Origin of the sequence: Corynebacterium urinipleomorphum, assembly GCF_900155535.1 — a bacterium.
Taxonomy (GTDB): Bacteria; Actinomycetota; Actinomycetes; order Mycobacteriales; family Mycobacteriaceae; genus Corynebacterium; species Corynebacterium urinipleomorphum.
In genome coordinates this window covers 150,107-165,261 of record NZ_LT706963.1, presented here as the reverse complement: position 1 = coordinate 165,261, position 15,155 = coordinate 150,107, and the positions used below count along the sequence as shown (strand labels likewise).

At 64.4% G+C, this 15,155-nt stretch carries 17 protein-coding genes; 5 read left to right on the top strand and 12 right to left on the bottom strand.

What is annotated here, in order from left to right; all coding sequences use genetic code 11:
* Nucleotides 1-45 precede the first annotated feature (45 nt).
* Both CZ338_RS03615 and CZ338_RS03610 read left to right on the top strand, forming a co-directional pair.
* On the top strand, nucleotides 46-1,974 hold the full coding sequence (locus tag CZ338_RS03615; RefSeq protein ID WP_087116950.1) for a M13 family metallopeptidase: 1,929 nt from the start codon (nucleotides 46-48) through the stop codon (nucleotides 1,972-1,974).
* On the top strand, nucleotides 1,971-2,816 hold the full coding sequence (locus CZ338_RS03610; protein WP_087116949.1) for a hypothetical protein: 846 nt from the start codon (nucleotides 1,971-1,973) through the stop codon (nucleotides 2,814-2,816). The genes CZ338_RS03615 and CZ338_RS03610 overlap by 4 nt, the downstream gene beginning before the upstream one ends.
* Here CZ338_RS03610 and CZ338_RS03605 read toward each other — a convergent pair.
* From CZ338_RS03605 to CZ338_RS03575, 7 genes are all read right to left on the bottom strand, one after another.
* Nucleotides 2,813-3,628 carry a hypothetical protein gene (locus CZ338_RS03605; protein WP_087116948.1) on the bottom strand — a complete coding sequence of 272 codons (816 nt, stop codon included), beginning with the start codon at nucleotides 3,626-3,628 and terminating at the stop codon, nucleotides 2,813-2,815. The two genes, CZ338_RS03610 and CZ338_RS03605, sit on opposite strands and share 4 nt — an antisense overlap.
* Nucleotides 3,629-3,732: 104 nt before the next feature.
* On the bottom strand, nucleotides 3,733-4,512 hold the full coding sequence (locus tag CZ338_RS03600; RefSeq protein WP_087116947.1) for a VOC family protein: 780 nt from the start codon (nucleotides 4,510-4,512) through the stop codon (nucleotides 3,733-3,735).
* Nucleotides 4,513-4,515: 3 nt separating this feature from the next.
* Nucleotides 4,516-4,809 (bottom strand): RNA-binding S4 domain-containing protein, encoded by a 294-nt coding sequence (locus tag CZ338_RS03595; RefSeq protein ID WP_087116946.1) that lies wholly within the window; start codon nucleotides 4,807-4,809, stop codon nucleotides 4,516-4,518.
* 12 nt (nucleotides 4,810-4,821) lie between these two features.
* The gene (locus CZ338_RS03590) at nucleotides 4,822-5,661 is read right to left on the bottom strand and encodes a serine hydrolase (RefSeq protein ID WP_235839420.1); all 840 of its coding nucleotides are present in this window, start codon (nucleotides 5,659-5,661) and stop codon (nucleotides 4,822-4,824) included.
* 158 nt (nucleotides 5,662-5,819) lie between these two features.
* Nucleotides 5,820-6,503: a LysE family translocator gene (locus CZ338_RS03585; protein ID WP_087116945.1), complete on the bottom strand. Its 684-nt coding sequence runs from the start codon at nucleotides 6,501-6,503 to the stop codon at nucleotides 5,820-5,822.
* On the bottom strand, nucleotides 6,503-7,207 hold the full coding sequence (locus tag CZ338_RS03580; RefSeq protein WP_087116944.1) for an SDR family NAD(P)-dependent oxidoreductase: 705 nt from the start codon (nucleotides 7,205-7,207) through the stop codon (nucleotides 6,503-6,505). The genes CZ338_RS03585 and CZ338_RS03580 overlap by 1 nt, the downstream gene beginning before the upstream one ends.
* A gap of 36 nt (nucleotides 7,208-7,243) precedes the next feature.
* Entirely contained in the window at nucleotides 7,244-7,936 is a 693-nt protein-coding gene (locus tag CZ338_RS03575) for an FHA domain-containing protein (RefSeq protein WP_087116943.1), read from the bottom strand.
* 278 nt (nucleotides 7,937-8,214) lie between these two features.
* On the opposite strand from CZ338_RS03575, the gene CZ338_RS03570 reads away from it, so the two are divergent.
* Complete coding sequence (locus CZ338_RS03570; RefSeq protein WP_087116942.1) at nucleotides 8,215-8,637, top strand: hypothetical protein; 423 nt, start codon at nucleotides 8,215-8,217, stop codon at nucleotides 8,635-8,637.
* A gap of 107 nt (nucleotides 8,638-8,744) precedes the next feature.
* On the opposite strand, the gene CZ338_RS03565 is transcribed toward CZ338_RS03570, so the two are convergent.
* Complete coding sequence (locus tag CZ338_RS03565; protein WP_162287301.1) at nucleotides 8,745-10,283, bottom strand: serine/threonine-protein kinase; 1,539 nt, start codon at nucleotides 10,281-10,283, stop codon at nucleotides 8,745-8,747.
* Nucleotides 10,261-10,755 (bottom strand): hypothetical protein, encoded by a 495-nt coding sequence (locus tag CZ338_RS03560; protein ID WP_143341247.1) that lies wholly within the window; start codon nucleotides 10,753-10,755, stop codon nucleotides 10,261-10,263. Before CZ338_RS03560 ends, CZ338_RS03565 begins: the two co-directional genes overlap by 23 nt.
* A 36-nt stretch (nucleotides 10,756-10,791) precedes the next feature.
* On the opposite strand from CZ338_RS03560, the gene CZ338_RS03555 reads away from it, so the two are divergent.
* Nucleotides 10,792-11,376, top strand: a complete 585-nt coding sequence (locus CZ338_RS03555) for a sugar O-acetyltransferase (protein WP_087116939.1) — start codon at nucleotides 10,792-10,794, stop codon at nucleotides 11,374-11,376.
* Nucleotides 11,377-11,430: 54 nt separating this feature from the next.
* On the opposite strand, the gene CZ338_RS03550 is transcribed toward CZ338_RS03555, so the two are convergent.
* On the bottom strand, nucleotides 11,431-12,174 hold the full coding sequence (locus CZ338_RS03550) for a hypothetical protein (RefSeq protein WP_143341246.1): 744 nt from the start codon (nucleotides 12,172-12,174) through the stop codon (nucleotides 11,431-11,433).
* 106 nt (nucleotides 12,175-12,280) lie between these two features.
* Between CZ338_RS03550 and CZ338_RS03545 the strand changes: the two genes are divergently transcribed.
* On the top strand, nucleotides 12,281-14,554 hold the full coding sequence (locus tag CZ338_RS03545) for an ATP-dependent RNA helicase (RefSeq protein WP_087116937.1): 2,274 nt from the start codon (nucleotides 12,281-12,283) through the stop codon (nucleotides 14,552-14,554).
* 12 nt (nucleotides 14,555-14,566) lie between these two features.
* Here CZ338_RS03545 and CZ338_RS03540 read toward each other — a convergent pair whose 3' ends face one another.
* Both CZ338_RS03540 and CZ338_RS03535 read right to left on the bottom strand, forming a co-directional pair.
* The gene (locus CZ338_RS03540; RefSeq protein ID WP_087116936.1) at nucleotides 14,567-14,830 is read right to left on the bottom strand and encodes a toxin; all 264 of its coding nucleotides are present in this window, start codon (nucleotides 14,828-14,830) and stop codon (nucleotides 14,567-14,569) included.
* Nucleotides 14,820-15,089 carry a ribbon-helix-helix domain-containing protein gene (locus CZ338_RS03535; RefSeq protein WP_087116935.1) on the bottom strand — a complete coding sequence of 90 codons (270 nt, stop codon included), beginning with the start codon at nucleotides 15,087-15,089 and terminating at the stop codon, nucleotides 14,820-14,822. The genes CZ338_RS03540 and CZ338_RS03535 overlap by 11 nt, the downstream gene beginning before the upstream one ends.
* Nucleotides 15,090-15,155 lie beyond the last annotated feature (66 nt).

Below are 15,155 nucleotides of genomic sequence, written 5' to 3'. Positions count from 1 at the left end.
CGGGGTCACGTAAGTGGCCCCGGCGTTTCACTACCATGGGGCCTCATGAAGGACCTTTACCGACTTGTCAACGGACCCTGGCTGGAAAGCCACGTCATCCCCGACGACCGAGGTGTCGACGGAACATTCCACGGCCTGCGCGACCGTGCCGAGGAAGATGTCCATGAACTGGTCAAGGAGGGCTCCGGCCGCGCAAGCGACCTGTACGCCTCGTTCATGGACACCGACGCGATCAACGCAGCCGGTCTCGAACCCCTGGACGAGGACTTCGCGCTGCTCAGCGTCGCCAGTATCGACGAGCTGGCCCACAACCTTGGTGTGCTGGACCGCAGCGGCATCTCCGGTCCCCTTAGCTACTGGGTGGAGAAGGACTCCGGCGGCGACGAGGCTGTCCCCTATTTGGTGCAGTCCGGATTGGGCCTGCCGGACGAGGCTTACTACCGCGATCCAGTTCACGCGGAAACACTGGAGAAATACCGCGCCCACGTGGAGCGCATGCTGGGCTTCCTCGACCCGTCGCGCCTGTTCGGCCTGAGCGCCGCCACCGCCGCAGAACGCATCGTGGACACCGAGAAGCAGATCGCGCACAGCCACTGGGACGTCGTAGCCAGCCGCGACGCTGTGAAGACCTATAACCCGACGGAGCTGACTGAGCTTCCGGCCATCATCCAGACGCTCCTGCGGGGCTCGGGGCTCACCGACGGCCGCGTCATCGACATGATGCCGTCCTACACCGGGGACCTGGCGAAGATGCTGCGCGCGGAGACCCTCCCCGACTGGCAGCTGTGGGCCACATGGCACATTCTCATCTCCCGCGCCGGCATTCTGCCGGAGGAAGTCGGAGCCGCCAATTTCGAGTTCTACGGAACCGTCCTGTCCGGCGCAACGCAGCAGCGGGACCGCTGGAAGCGCGGCATCGCGCTGGCGGAGTCGCTGGTGGGGGAAGACATGGGCAAGGAGTTCGTCGATAAGCACTTCTCTCCTGAAGCGAAGGACGAGATGCTGAAGCTCGTCGACTACCTTGTCGCCGCCTACCGCGAGCGCGTCAGCGCGCTGAAGTGGATGTCGCCGGAGACCCGCGAGCGCGCCCTGGAGAAGCTTTCGCAGTTCCGTGCGAAGATCGGCTACCCGGATTCCTGGCGCTCCTTCGAGGGCCTCGAGTTCTCCCGCGATGGCAAAGACCTCGTGGCCAATGTGCGCGCAGGCGCCGAATTCGAGCACGACTACCAGGTGTCCAAGATCGGCAAACCCGCCGACCGCGACGAGTGGGTGACCACACCGCAAACCGTCAACGCGTTCTACAACCCGGTGGTCAACGACATTACGTTCCCCGCGGCGATCCTGCGTCCGCCGTTCTTCGACATCGACGCCGACCCGGCTGAGAATTTCGGGGCGATCGGCGCCGTCATCGGGCACGAGATCGGCCACGGCTTCGACGACCAGGGCTCGCGTTACGACGGCACCGGCAACCTCAACTCCTGGTGGACCGACGACGACCGCGCCCGCTTCGAGGAACTGACCAGCAAGCTGGTGAAGCAGTACAGCGGCCTCGTCCCGCATGTCCTGGAAGGCCGCGACACCGCTGGCGTCAACGGCGAGTTCACCCTTGGCGAGAACATCGGCGACCTGGGTGGACTTGGCATCGCCGTCGTGGCGTACAAGAACTACCTCAAGGACAAGCAGCTTGACGACGGCCCATTGCTCCCCTTCGACACCGACGGCTCGTCGGAGGAACTGAACGGGAAGGAGTTCACCGGCCTGCAGCGTCTCTTCCTGTCCTGGGCCCGGATCTGGCGCACTGCGATACGCCCCGAAATGGCGGAGCAGTACCTGGCTATTGACCCGCACTCCCCCGCCGAATTCCGCTGCAACGTGATTGCCGGCAACGTCGCCGAGTTCTACGAGGCATTCCCGGATGTCGACGAGGACTCCGCAATGTGGGTCGCACCCGATGACCGTGTGGTGATCTGGTGACGGACTCCCCTAATTCCCCCGCGGGCCGTTACGCCTCTTTCCCCGGCGCCGCCGACCACGCCGCCGCGCAGGAGCGGATGCGCCATGTCCCGGAACAGGTCGAGCCTGACGCTCCCCTGCCCCAGGGAAACGCCGGCGACGCCTATCCGGTCAACGAGCAGCACCTGGAGGACTTCAACGTCGGAGGCGTCGAGCGTTCGCTCCCGCCGCAGCAACAGCTGGATCAGCTGGTCTCCTACATGGAATCGAGCTACCCGGTGCCCGACGCTGGCGACTCTGAAGCGCTCGACAGGTACCTCGCCGCGCTGCCGGACCGCTTGACTCACGCCGCGATGCTCATGCTTGGCTCCGGCCTGGACCACACCATGCCCGGCGTGGCCTACGGGATGGGCGTTGAGATACAGGACGTCCCCGGGATCGGAGCACGCGTCTTCGCGCCCGCCGGCGGCGCCCAGGCATCACCTACCGGACCGTGGGCCGTGTCCTCCCACCCGGGTTTCGGACCTCGCTCGCTCGAGCACTACTGGCGTCCCCTTGTCGCCGCGGTGGCACAGCTCTCCGGTGTGACGATCGTGGACATCGAGGATCCGAACGAGGGGTCGGTGTCTGCCGCGCTCGAATTCATCGCAAAGCAGGAGCCTTCTACCACCGCAGTGCTGGCCATGGAGCCGCAGCGGGTTGCTGACCAATACTCAGTAAACCCCGTCGACGCTGCACCGCTTCTATATCCGGCGGACGGCTACGCGGCATCTCAGATCGGCGATGGCCCCGGCATCATCGCCACTCCGGAGGAATTCCGACGGATCGTCCGTGACACCGCGCAGAAACTGAGCGGGGCTTAGAGCACGTCCAGGGTCCGCAGCCCCCAGTGGCCCTGGTCCGTCATCCAGATGAACAGCTCGCCCGCCCCGTTGCGCGCGGTCAATCTGTCAGTAGTCGAGTCATTCAAACCGAAGGAGAGAGGGTTCTTCTCTTCCTGGTCGATCCATTCGTGGACATCGTCTGTGTGCTCGTCCACGTCGCCGTACGTCATCGCGGCGGCCACCCAGTCTGCGCCGAAGGACACGGAGCCGAAAGCAGATTCGCGGTCATCGGCCCACCCGAACTTGGAGCCGATCGCACCGTCGAGCTGATCAGTCCCGAAGTCCTGCTTCATGCCGTCCTGCGCATACGGGGCGTGGTTGGCCATGCCCCGAATAAGTGGCTCCGCAACGGGGTCGTCGCGAATCATGGTCACGAACTTGGCCAGATCGTACGGCGAAGTCCCCGACTTGCCCCAGTAACCGGTGCTGTACGTGTCCTCAAGCTCAAATTCCTCGGCCACCTTATTGATGGCGTCCGGGTACTCCTCATCGAGCTCCACCGCGAGCAGGTCGTCGGAGACCCGGATCATGCGCAGCACCTTGCCCTGTTCCTCCGGGGTGCCGTTGGACAGCACGTAGTAGCCCAAATAGAGCTTGGCCAAGGACAGCGCCGGGCGTGTTTCACGCGCGTGGGGCGACCCTGTCCAGTGCCCGTCGGGGTGGTAGACCACCACGTCCGTGCGTTCCCCTGGATCGCCGGGAATCACATCGATCGCGGCAGCCTGCGGGGCCGCCTGAACGGCGGCAATCAGGCCCGCGGTCAACGTCGCGGCGACGAGGAACTTTTTCACAAGAGCTCATTATGCACTGGAACGCGCACACTGGGAATTCACCGTTCACAGCCAGCTGAACGGGCAGGCGTCAGGACCGAGCTGGGACGGAGGCTGGGACGGGGCTAGAGGTGCAGGATGGAGTCGCCCTCGTCGAGTGTGTCTTCGTCGACCGGCTCGTCGACCTCGCACAACGTCACCACAGCACCCGTCGGATCCACAGCGGTGAGCAGCAGACCGAACGGGGAATTCTCGGGTCCGCGCAGAATCTCTCCGCCGAATTCCTCGATGCGCGAGCAGGTCTCCGCCACATTCGCCACACCCAGGTAGGAACGCCAGAAGCTGGGCACGTCCGCCGGAATCTGCTCGCGTGCGTCCCAGATTCCGGCGAAGGCGGCACCGTCCTGCATGGCCAGTAGGTAGCCGTCATTGTCCACAATGTCCCAGTTGAACAACTCGCCATAAAAGGCAGCGAGCTTCTCCACGTCCCCAGTGCACGTGCATTCGTGCCACACCGGCGTCCCCGGCTCACCGGCCGCAACGAAGGAATCCTCTCCTTCTGGCTGGAAAAGGCCGAACCAACCTCCGGCGTTGTCCGCGCACAGCGCCATCGTGCCAAGGGAGACCTGCTGCGGCTCCGCCAGCACGCGTCCACCGAGTTCTGCCACGCGTTGCGCGTCACGCCCGATGTCCGTGGACAGGAAGTACGTCACCCACGCATCCGGCATCGTGTCCTGCGGCACCATCCCCGCAACCGGCATTCCCTGCAGGCGTGCGATGCGGTAGTCCCCTTCCTGGACATCCCAGCCCAGGATCCGCGAGTAGAAATACGCGGATTTCCGCGTTTCCGACGACAGCAGGTCAATCCAGTACGGCATGCCCTCCCGGGCCTCAAAAGCTGGCATGGGTTAGAGGTTCCTCCACTTCTCCGGGTCGAAATCGTCGTTGGCGGTGCGCTCGTCGAAGTAGTCGTTCTCGCCGTCGCCACCGTCAGCCACCACAGTCGCGGTGACGCTGGCGGAGGGGATGGAGACCACGTCGCCGTCGATAAGCTCGTGCCCCCTCGCTGTGACGGTGTCGCCGTTGACTGCGACCTCGCCTGAAGAGATGAGCTCCTTCGCGTGCCCGCCTGTTTCCACGAGGTTGGCCAGTTTCAGGAATTGACCGAGCTTAATGCTGCTGCTGCTAATGCTGATATCCATATGCCAGCGATTCTATCCGGGCAGTCCCGGACCCGTCGGCGGGCCAGCCGGGACGAGAATGCTCGGCGGCACCGCGTCACGGATCTGGTACGGGACCTGCGGCGGGAGAATATCGCGCAACGGGACCAGCGGCACACTGTACGGGCCAAGGGAACTCGTTGCCGGTGCCCGCCACGGCAAGTTCGGGTCGATGAGTGCCAACGCATCGTTAGTGTTTGCGTGCTTGTCGCCGACTGTCATCGCCGCCGCCGTCCAACCTGGACCGAAGCTGACGCTGGCGGTGTAGGACCAGCGGTTGTCGGACCAGCCGAATTTCGTGCCCTCCGCCCCCGGCAGACGCGACGTGCCGTAATCCTGCCGGTAGCCGTCCTGGGCGACCGGTGCGGCCGTGCGCATGCCACGGATAATCGGCGCGGCCACCGGGTCGTTGCGGATCACGCTGACGAATTTAGCCACGTCGTACGCCGATGTCGCGGTGTTGCCCCACCGGCCGCGGCGGGCCGTGTTCCGCAACCCGAAATCACGCGCCACCGCGTCGATGGCCTGGGGGTACTTCCGGTCGAGGTGCGCCGCGATGGAATCCGACGACACCCGGATCATGTGTTCCACCTGCCCTTTGTCCCCGGGGTGGCCGTAGCGGAGCACCCAGTACCCGAGGTAGAGCTTGGACAGGGACAACGCGGGACGCGGCTGGTGCGCATCGCGCGAGCCGGTCCACGAGCCGTCCGGGTGGTAAACAGCGACGGCGGTGCGGCCGCCCGCCGCGTCCGGCTTCACGTCCATCGCTTCCGCCGCGGGGGCGGCACCAACAGCAATCACGAGAGCGAGAATCATCGCCCAAAGCTTCTTCACGCTCTTGTTTTACAACCAGGTGGCCCCGGCAACTAACCGGAAGAAATGGCATGATCTTCCCGCCAGCCGGCGCTGTTTCCGCGCTGCCTAGTCGCTCGTGACCCCAGGTATTCCAGCGCATTACTGGGGCAGAAGTCGCTCCCGGAAGGAAGCTGAAATTAAATCGCGGCGAGGTGCGCGATGAGGGTGGATGCGCCCTCAACGACCATCCACACCGCCAAGGCAATGAAGATCAGGCCCGTCACAATGTCGACGACGTGCCCGTGCCGTTCCAGGAACCCGGCGAAGGTGTCCACCAGTAGTGCGAACCCGACGAACCACGCAAAACCGATGACCACGAGGGTGAGCAGGATGGCCAACATCCACTCCCACCCCATACCGGGGCGCACGAACTGCGCAAAGACCGCTCCGAAGAACAGCACCGCCTTCGGGTTGGACAGGTTGGTGGCCACGCCGATGCCGAACGCCTTGCCGGTCGACGGTGCAGAACCAACGACGGGAGCGCCGCCCGAACCCGCATCCGCGTTCTCCGCCATGGCCAGTGCCCCCTGACGCGCGGCCAACCCGGCGCGCACGGCACCCACACCCATGTACAGCAGGTAGGCGCCGCCGACGAGCTGCAAGACAGCGAGCACCTCCGGCACCGCCTGGATGAGCGCGCTGAGACCCAGCAGCGACGCGGCAATCCACAACGTGTTGCCCGCCATGATTCCCACCGCGCACGCCACACCGGCCACGCGGGACTTCACGCCTAGCCGCGTGATTTGCACGACGTCAGGGCCGGGGCTGGCTATCGCGGCAACCCAGATGCCGACAAGCGCTAGCAGATCAGCGAAACCCATTAACGTTCCGCCTGGTCGCGCGGCATGATGTTCATCGTGTCAATATTGACGTGCGGCGGCAGCGACGCCACCCACCGGATCGCCTCAGCAATGTCGTCAGCGGTGAGGTTGAGCTTGCCGTCATAGACTTCCGCGGCGCGCTCCTCGTCGCCGAAGCGGTTGAAGGCGAAGTCCGTTTTCACGCGGCCCGGGTCGATCTCGGTGATGCGGATGGGGGCATCGACCTCTTCGCGTCGAAAAGCGCGCGTGAGCGCACGCAGCCCGAATTTCGCCGCGTTGTAGCCAGACCCGCCCACATAGGCATCCCAGCCGGCGACGGAACCCACGTTGATGACCAAGCCCTCCGCCGCGACGATCGCCGGGTACAGCGCCTTGGTCACACGCACCGTGCCCAGCACGTTCGTCTGGTACATCCAGTCCCAGTCCTCGGGCTTCGCCTCACGCAGCGGGTCGAGCCCGCGCGCACCGCCGGCGTTGTTCACCAGCAGGTCCACGCGATCAAGCGAAGCAGCGAGCTTATCGACGCTCCCCTGATCCGTCACATCCAGCTCCACCCCGACCCCGCCGATCTCCTCGGCGATCCGGTCGCACAGCTCTTTGCGGCGCGCGCAGACGTAGACGGTCCAGCCGTCGGCAGCCAATGCCCTCGCCGCTGCTTCTCCGATCCCCGCGGAGCCGCCGGTGACTACTGCGATTTTGCTCATGGTGTGCAGTCTAGCGTGTGCCCCTGCCCTGTCGGGCTATTCGATTCGCTCACCCTGCTCGTAAGCGAACCGCGCGAGCAGCACGCGCCACGGCACCCGGTTCTCACTGCGCTGGAACTCGGGCACCCCTGCACGCTCTAGCGCATCGACGATGCGGAGGATCTTTTGCTCCGTCTTCTTCTTGGTCCAGCCGAGCTCCCCGGCCAGCTCCTCCACAGTGGGCACCACGGTGTGCAGCTCCGCGAATGGGTTGTCGCGCACGGGTTTAGCGAGGGCATCAAGAAGCTGCTGTTGCTCAGAGGAGGGCAGAAAATTCTCCGCAGTTGCCCGGAAATCACTCGACGGCTTCATTTGCGGGCGTCTAATCACGCTCGCGTTGGTCAAGGTCAATCCGTACCGCGCATTCTTTGTGGCCCATGCGATCGACGACTTACCCGCCGGTATATACGCAAAATCACCGGGGGCCAGACGTTGCGGAAGAAACTGGATATTGCCCTCGGGATGGATTTTCGCGGTTATCTGGTTGCCGACGTTCTGTATCAGCCAATCCCCATCCGAATTCCAGATGTGCAGGAAGCGGCGGTGCATGGCTGGATCATCAATGCCTACTGGGAAGTCCGCGCTACGCCCCACGGTGATCTCGCGACGCGGTGACAGCGTGAGTCTATTCTGGTCGCTTTCTTCGACTAGCAAATCGCCCCGAGCAAGCACTCCGATATCCTTCCGCATTTGCGTTGCGCCCCTCGCGTCCGAGCGGCACCTGCTTCACTGTTCGTTCCCCCAGTATGCGAAAGCCCTCGGATACCCCCTCCCGGGAGATTAGTGCCGAATGAGCTTAGTTTTACGAGGAAATTACACCCCATATAAGTATCGCCTGGCCCGAGCTTCAAGACATGTGGGGACTAACCCCCGGGCTTATTGATCTAATGCTTTAAGGAACTTATTTTGAATTTAAGCCAAAGTTTTTGGCAGGTTTTCCCAAAGTTCCTTCCCTCAAAGGAGTCGCTATGAAGCGTCGTCTCACCGCAGCCACCGTCGCCGCTGCTACCGCCCTGTCCCTCGCCGTCGCCCCCGACGCCAGCGCATACGAGTTTGCTGACCCTGGCTTCCACAAGGATTCGTCTTCGGAAGTAAATGACACCGAGCTCGCCGGTTACGTCCTTCGAATGGTTGCCCGTGAAGTGCTCAGCAAAGGCGAAGGAATCTCAGGCCCAGCTATGGCGTCCTCTGAGGCCGGCCTCTTCAATTTTGGTAACGAAACTACAAAGGCAGACCTCGGTGCCGCTAGAACGAGTTCCTTCCGGAACGATGCCAATAACGGCTACAAGCTCGGTACCACCCACGACATCTTGGTCGGCACCGGCATCGCTCTGACTCTTCTCGCTGGTATCGGAGGATTTGCTCTCTCCCAAGGCCTCATCAAGTTCTAGGGTTCAACCTTTTTCGGATCGAGCCCCGTCATCTCTACGGCTTCCACTTGTGTAAGTGGGAGCCGTTTGAGCTTTTTCGACTTCGGTTCGGCTCCTGCCTCTGCGAGTTATGGGCTCTCGTGCTTTGGTGTTCCGTCTGCGTGATTGGTGGACGGACACACCGGTATATCAGCGATGAGCTCCTCGGCTTTGTCGCCGCCGATGAGTACGGCGAAGCCATCGTTCGGGGCTGCGGGCAGCACGGCGAAGCGCAGCGGCGTTTTCTCCACTTGAGAGCTCATCGGTGTCACATCGGCTTTGGTGAAGCAGCGCGTGGGGGTGAAGTTCGACTCCTCGGGCCAGTCGACGCTGCCGCTGCGCTCCTCGGCCGTGCCGTAGTCGGCGACGGAGAAGTTCACGCTGCTAGAGCTGCACGCGATCTTTCCCTGCTGACCCATCTCGCGCACCCCTGTGGTGCACCTCGCGTCCATCCAGCCTGTCCCGCCGTTTCCCTCGGACACCAATTCGGGGAAGGTCTCGGCGATGCGCTGTTCACCGCCCGCCCATTCAGAACCCGTGAGGGACAGTGCCGCGGCGCTCACAACAGCGGCGAGGCAACCGGCCAGCGCGAAAGCAAGGGCTGATCTGCCGCGGGATGACCCGGGACGTCGCGATAAAAGAAGAAGACTGGCGGCACGGGAAGTGCGCGGATGTCCGGAGGGGCCGGAAGAGCCAGTGCGGTGCACGGGGAGGGAGGAGAGGGGGTGGGGGTGTGGGGTGGCGTCGATAAGCGAAAGCTCGTTGATGAACGATCGCGCGTTCGGGTACCGGTCCGCGGGGTCGTTCGCGAGCGCGGTCGCGAAAATGGTGTCCTCGAGCTGCGCGGTCGGGCGCGGGCCGCACCATGCTTCGGGGCTGATCGTGCGGTAGAACGGCGTGCCGGTGAGCATCTCGTACGCGATGAGCGCCAGCGCGTAATTGTCCGCCGCGGGCGAGGCCGCAGCGCCGGGAAGGTAGAGTTCAGGCGCCATATACATGTTGGTGCCCACGACGATGCCCTCGACCGTCAGGCGGGTGTCCTGCGCAATGTATGAAATACCGAAGTCGGTGAGCACCGCACCTGTCTCGGCGAGCAGGATATTCTCCGGCTTCACGTCGCGGTGCACGATCGGATCCCGCTCATTCGAGTCGTGCAGGTAATCGAGTGCCTCCGCGATGGGGCGCAAGATATCGACGGTCTCCTCAACCGTGAACGGACGATCAGATGCCTCGATGGTCTCCGCGAGCGACGGCCCGTCGATGAAATCCATCACGAAATACGGGACACCGGACGGGGTTACGGAGCCGTCGTGAATCCGGGCGATCGACGGGCAGTCGAGCCCGGCCATGGTGACCATCTCGTTGTCGAAACGCGCCATCGCCACCGGGTCCTGGCTCAGCACCGGCGACAGCGCCTTCACCGCTACCTCGCGGCCGAGCTTCCGGTGCTTAGCCAAGTACACCGTGCCCATTCCGCCGCGGCCCACGACGCGCTCAACGTCGTACCCGGCGAGGCCGAGCTCCGCGACGGTGAGCGAGGTATTTGCACTGCTCAGGGCGCTTTCGCCACCGCCCGTGCCGGCGTCCGTGCGCACGAGTTCCGTCCTATGCGCTGCAGGGCGTGACATATTCATCCTCGTTGGTCAGCAGCCGCGGCATGGAGTTCAGGTACTCGGGCGCCGCCGCGCACAACGCGTCGTAATCGTGGCCGAAATCGATGTAAACGGGATACAACGGGTCATCGCCCTCGCGCTCGCGTTCCCTCAGCGACGCGCATTGGCCCGGGTACGTGAACTCGGCACGCGGCGACTTCGCCAATTCTTGCGCCAGCATTTCCCGCACGAAACCCGACCACATCCGGACGGTGCCAAGGATAAGAATGCCGCGGCCGTCACATAGCGGCTCGGACGGTTCTTCCCCGCTCGCAGCGCGAACGTAGTACGCGACGCGTTTGTCGTTGGCGAGCGGGCTGGCTTGCGATCGCACATCGCTGAACATCAGCTCATCCTGCGCCGGAGCCGCCTGCCCCGCGCACCCCGTCAGCCCCGCGCACAACAACGCGCCCAGCGTAAAGCATGCGCGGGCGCGAATCTGTGACACGCGTCTAGTTTAGGGCACGCATGTAGCCTGGCGCGCATGAGCACGCTTGACGACGGCACCGCAAACCCCACCCTCTCCGACCTCCGCTCCTCCCGCTGGTACACACCGGGTTCTGAGGAAATCGACGCAGCGCACGCGGCCGCGTGGGAGCGTATCCGGGAGCTCAACGCCCTTGGCAACACCGACCAGGCGCGTGCGAAGGAGCTGCTGGCCGAGATCTTCGCGCCGGGTTCCGCGGTCCCCGGCGTATTCGCGCCGCTGCACGTGGAATTCGGTTTGAACACCAGCTTCGGCGAACACTGCTTCCTCAACTACAACTGCGTCATCCTGGACATCGCCGAGGTGACGGTGGGTGCAAACACCCTCTTCGGCCCCGGCTGCCAGCTCATCACCGTCGAGCACCCCGTGAACGACGCACAAGCGCGTGCCGACGGCTGGGAGCGCGGCCGCCCCGTCACCATCGGCGACAACTGCTGGTTCGGCGCTGGCGCGATGGTCATGCCCGGCGTGACTGTGGGCGACAATTGCGTCGTCGCCGCCGGTGCGGTGGTGACCAAGGATGTGCCGGACAACTCACTAGTCGGCGGAGTGCCGGCAAAGCTCATCCGTTCGCTGGACTAACGAGCACGGGCACGGGCACCCGCCGCTAGGTCGCGTTCGTTCGCCCAGGTTCTGCTAGCTCGCCAGGTCCTCACCTCTGCCGGCCGCGCCGAAGTGAATCTCGTCCAGATCCGCCACCGCTTGCTCAACGGCATGCTCCGGTGAAACTGCCTGATAGTCGTCGATGGTGAACACCCCGAACCGCGGGCGGTCCAGCCCTGCGAAAGCGGCCTGGATGTCACCGCGCACGAATTTACGGGCGAACTTGGTCATCTCCCGGTCGATGGCGCGGCGCTGCTGGCGCGACAATCGCGGCAGGTACGGGTTGGGTTTGCCGATGACCATTCCTTCCAAACCCCCGCCAGACACATCCTGGGCGAAGATAGCCAACGGGTAGCCCTCGTACTCGCTCACCCGGTAGACGATGCAAAACGTCTGGTACAGCGACTCAACGTACCCAAGCTCCTCCAACACGTGGCGGCTAAGCAGCGTGATCGTACCGGTGTCTAGGTCGTCTGCCTCGATCTCCGGGTTCGGTTCGAGGTGGATATGGTGGGCGTGGTCCAAGGGATCGTCGATAAGCTCTGCCCTCTCCCCGCGGTCCAGGGCGACAAGCCAACCCTTAATCTCCTCGAAGAACTCCATGATCTCGTCGGCGACCGTTTCGTCGTGCCCTACCGGTGCCGCCGGGTGGTCCGCGGGTAGCCCAACGAAGAGCGTCTCCCCCGTCTCCGCGGTGATGGCCATGATCCCGGCCGGGTACTCGTAGTCGGTGTCCGTGTCTGGTTGATAAATGATCGTGTAGCTGTGAATTGTCATGTTCATTCCCCCCTCGCCCGCGACATTAGCGGTGCTCCGCAGCGAAATTAAGGGGCGAATGCGCACTTCAGTAAGCATTCACGGGCTGCGGTAGATTGGGTGCACCATGATCGACAGGTTCGACCTTTCCACCATCGGCGCAGGCCTCCCGGTCTCGGATGTCATCGGGAACCTCCCGGCGCGCGGCCCGCTGGTGGTCGAGGCGCCGCCGGGCACAGGTAAGACGACGCTGTTGCCGCCGGCAATCAGCAACCTCACCGCCAGCAGCGGCATCACGTTGGTCACCGCGCCCAGGCGCGTCGCGGTGCGTGCCGCTGCCCGCAGGCTCGCGTTTCTCGACGGCACACCCTTAGGCGACCGCGTCGGCTACTCCATTCGCGGCGAGCACAAAGATGGTTCACTCGTGGAGTTCGTCACCCCAGGCGTCCTGCTCAACCGCCTTCTCAAGGACCCGGAACTGACCGGTGTCGGCGCCGTGGTCATCGACGAGGTCCACGAGCGCCAACTGGACACCGACCTGGTGCTGGCCATGGCGATGGAAGTGGCGTTCCTGCGCGAGGACCTCTACCTCGCCGCCATGTCCGCGACCCTTGACGCGGAAGCTCTCGCCGCCCACATGGGCGCGCAGATTCTGTCCACCGAGGCCGTCACGCATCCGCTGGACGTGAGCTACCATCCGCACCCCGGCCGCGCGGAGGGGTCGCGGGAGTTCTACCGTCACGTCGCTGACCTCGCCGCGAACCAAGCGCCTAACGGCCGGGATGGGCGCACCCTCGTCTTCGTGCCCGGCGCCCGCGAAGTGGACATGGTGTGCTCGCAGCTGCCCAGTGCCGCACCGATGCACGGGCGGCTGAGCAACGTGGAACAAGATGAAGCGTTGAACGGGAAAGCGCAGGTCGTCGTGGCTACCTCCATCGCGGAAAGCTCCATCACAGTGCCGGGCGTCAACCGCGTCGTGGATGCCGGCCTGTCCCGCGTCCCCCGCCGCGACGCTGCCCGCGCCATGACCGGCCTGGTCACTGTGTCCGCGGCGAAGACGAGCGCCGACCAGCGTGCGGGACGCGCTGGGCGTCTCGGGCCCGGGGAGGTCCTTCGCGCGTACTCGCAATCCGATTACCAGCACTTCAACGCCGACATCGCCCCGGAGATCACCACCGCGGACCTCACCTCCGCCGCGCTGACTCTCGCGGCGTGGGGCTCGCCCGACCTGCCGCTGCTCACCCCGCCTCCCGCGAACGCGCTTGCCGACGCCCAGCGCACCCTGCGTTCCCTTGGCGCGCTCGACGATAACGGGATCACGGCGCTTGGCGAGGAGCTCGCCGCGATGCCGCTGGATCCACGTCTGGGCGCTGCTCTCCTTCAGCACGGTTCCGGCGCCGCGCGCACCGTCGCCGCGCTCGCAGAAAGTGCCAGCGGCGACCTCGCCCGCGCTCACGCTCCCCAGCGACAGGTCGACCGCTACGCCCGAATGGTGCCCGACACCGCCCCGGTCCCGCCCGGCGAGGTCATCGCCACCGCCTATCCCGACTGGGTGGGTAAACACCTCGGCAACCGCGAATACCTCCTGGCCAGCGGCACGCGCGCCACCCTCGACACCACGATCCCGCCGAGCGACTGGCTCGCCGCGGCCGAAATCCAGCTCACCGCCAAAGGCGCCGTCATCCGCGCAGCAGCCGCCACAGAGTTCCCCGCCAACCGCGTCGAAGAGTCCACCACAGCATCGCTTATCGACGGCCGCCTCCGCTCCCGCCGCCTCACCTCCATCGGCGCAATCGAGCTGACTTCCACCCCCATCACTCTTTCCCCCGCCGAGGCGCAGGAAGCTCTCGCCGGCATCCGGATCGACTTCGACGACTTCCCCCTCGACGAGAATGCCCAGCGCCTGCGCGACCGCCTCTTCTTCCTGCGCGAGCGCTACGGCGACCCGTGGCCCGACGTGCGCGAGGGCGACTATTCGCCGGAGGTGGGGGAGCTGGCGCGGGGGACGTCGATACGCAAGCTCGACATGCGCGCCGCCCTGATGCGGCAACTGCCCTGGCCCGAGGCCGCCGACATGGACACGCTCGCACCCGAACGCCTCACCGTGCCCAGCGGCTCCCACCCGCGGGTGGACTATTCCACCGGCCGCCCCATTGTGCGCGTGAAGTTGCAGGAATGCTTCGGTCTCTCCTCATCCCCCGAGGTCAGCGGTGTGCGCGTGCTGTTCCACCTGCTCTCCCCTGCCGGACGCGAACTCGCCGTCACCGACGACCTGGCCAGCTTCTGGGACGGCCCCTACACCGAGGTACGCAAAGAAATGCGCGGCCGCTACCCCAAACACCCCTGGCCCGAAGACCCCTGGAGCGCCACCGCCACCGCGAAAACTAAGAACCGGATGTGACCAAGACAGCACTTAGAAATAGAGTTCGTCTGTATATTTTCTCCGGGCCTTCATTGCGTGAATGATTATCTCGCGCCCATCATCGAACTGCAGGAGAACCAGTTCGATCAGCCTCCCTCCTGGGTCAACCCCAATCATCAACCAACGTTGAGGGTTTTCCTCATCATCGAGCGGGCGACTCTGTAAAACGTGGTCAGCCGCGTAGAGCACCAGTTCATCGTTCAGCTTGTGGGGTTTGTAATGCTTCCGGGCGGATGAGTGGATCTCAAGCGGCACTGATCCACTTTCTGATCGCTTCCCGGATGGCATCAGACCTGGTAGCAAACCCCTCTGCTTTCGCTTTTTCCATCACGGCTGTGATTGTCGCCTCATCAAGCCGGACCGGAACCACGGATCCAGGTCCATCACCAACAGAAGGGCGACCGGGACGGGCAGGAGGAAGTGTCGCCGGGTCGTACCCCGCTTCCGCCTCGTCCGCCCAAGCCTGAATCTGTGCGTCCGTAATCTCTCTACCCTTGATTGTCCGCTTGACCATGGCCTTATCGTATACGGAATTAAATGGATGTGACTAGCCTGTTTTCGCAACTTTTGGCAGGCACCA

Coding starts and splice junctions, on each gene's coding strand:
- CZ338_RS03615 (WP_087116950.1), top strand. CDS start 46: ATGAAGGACCTTTACCGACTTGTCAACGGACCCTGGCTGGAAAGCCAC.
- CZ338_RS03600 (WP_087116947.1), bottom strand. CDS start 4,512: ATGCCAGCTTTTGAGGCCCGGGAGGGCATGCCGTACTGGATTGACCTG.
- CZ338_RS03595 (WP_087116946.1), bottom strand. CDS start 4,809: ATGGATATCAGCATTAGCAGCAGCAGCATTAAGCTCGGTCAATTCCTG.
- CZ338_RS03585 (WP_087116945.1), bottom strand. CDS start 6,503: ATGGGTTTCGCTGATCTGCTAGCGCTTGTCGGCATCTGGGTTGCCGCG.
- CZ338_RS03580 (WP_087116944.1), bottom strand. CDS start 7,207: ATGAGCAAAATCGCAGTAGTCACCGGCGGCTCCGCGGGGATCGGAGAA.
- CZ338_RS03575 (WP_087116943.1), bottom strand. CDS start 7,936: ATGCGGAAGGATATCGGAGTGCTTGCTCGGGGCGATTTGCTAGTCGAA.
- CZ338_RS03570 (WP_087116942.1), top strand. CDS start 8,215: ATGAAGCGTCGTCTCACCGCAGCCACCGTCGCCGCTGCTACCGCCCTG.
- CZ338_RS03565 (WP_162287301.1), bottom strand. CDS start 10,283: ATGTCACGCCCTGCAGCGCATAGGACGGAACTCGTGCGCACGGACGCC.
- CZ338_RS03555 (WP_087116939.1), top strand. CDS start 10,792: ATGAGCACGCTTGACGACGGCACCGCAAACCCCACCCTCTCCGACCTC.
- CZ338_RS03550 (WP_143341246.1), bottom strand. CDS start 12,174: ATGACAATTCACAGCTACACGATCATTTATCAACCAGACACGGACACC.
- CZ338_RS03545 (WP_087116937.1), top strand. CDS start 12,281: ATGATCGACAGGTTCGACCTTTCCACCATCGGCGCAGGCCTCCCGGTC.
- CZ338_RS03535 (WP_087116935.1), bottom strand. CDS start 15,089: ATGGTCAAGCGGACAATCAAGGGTAGAGAGATTACGGACGCACAGATT.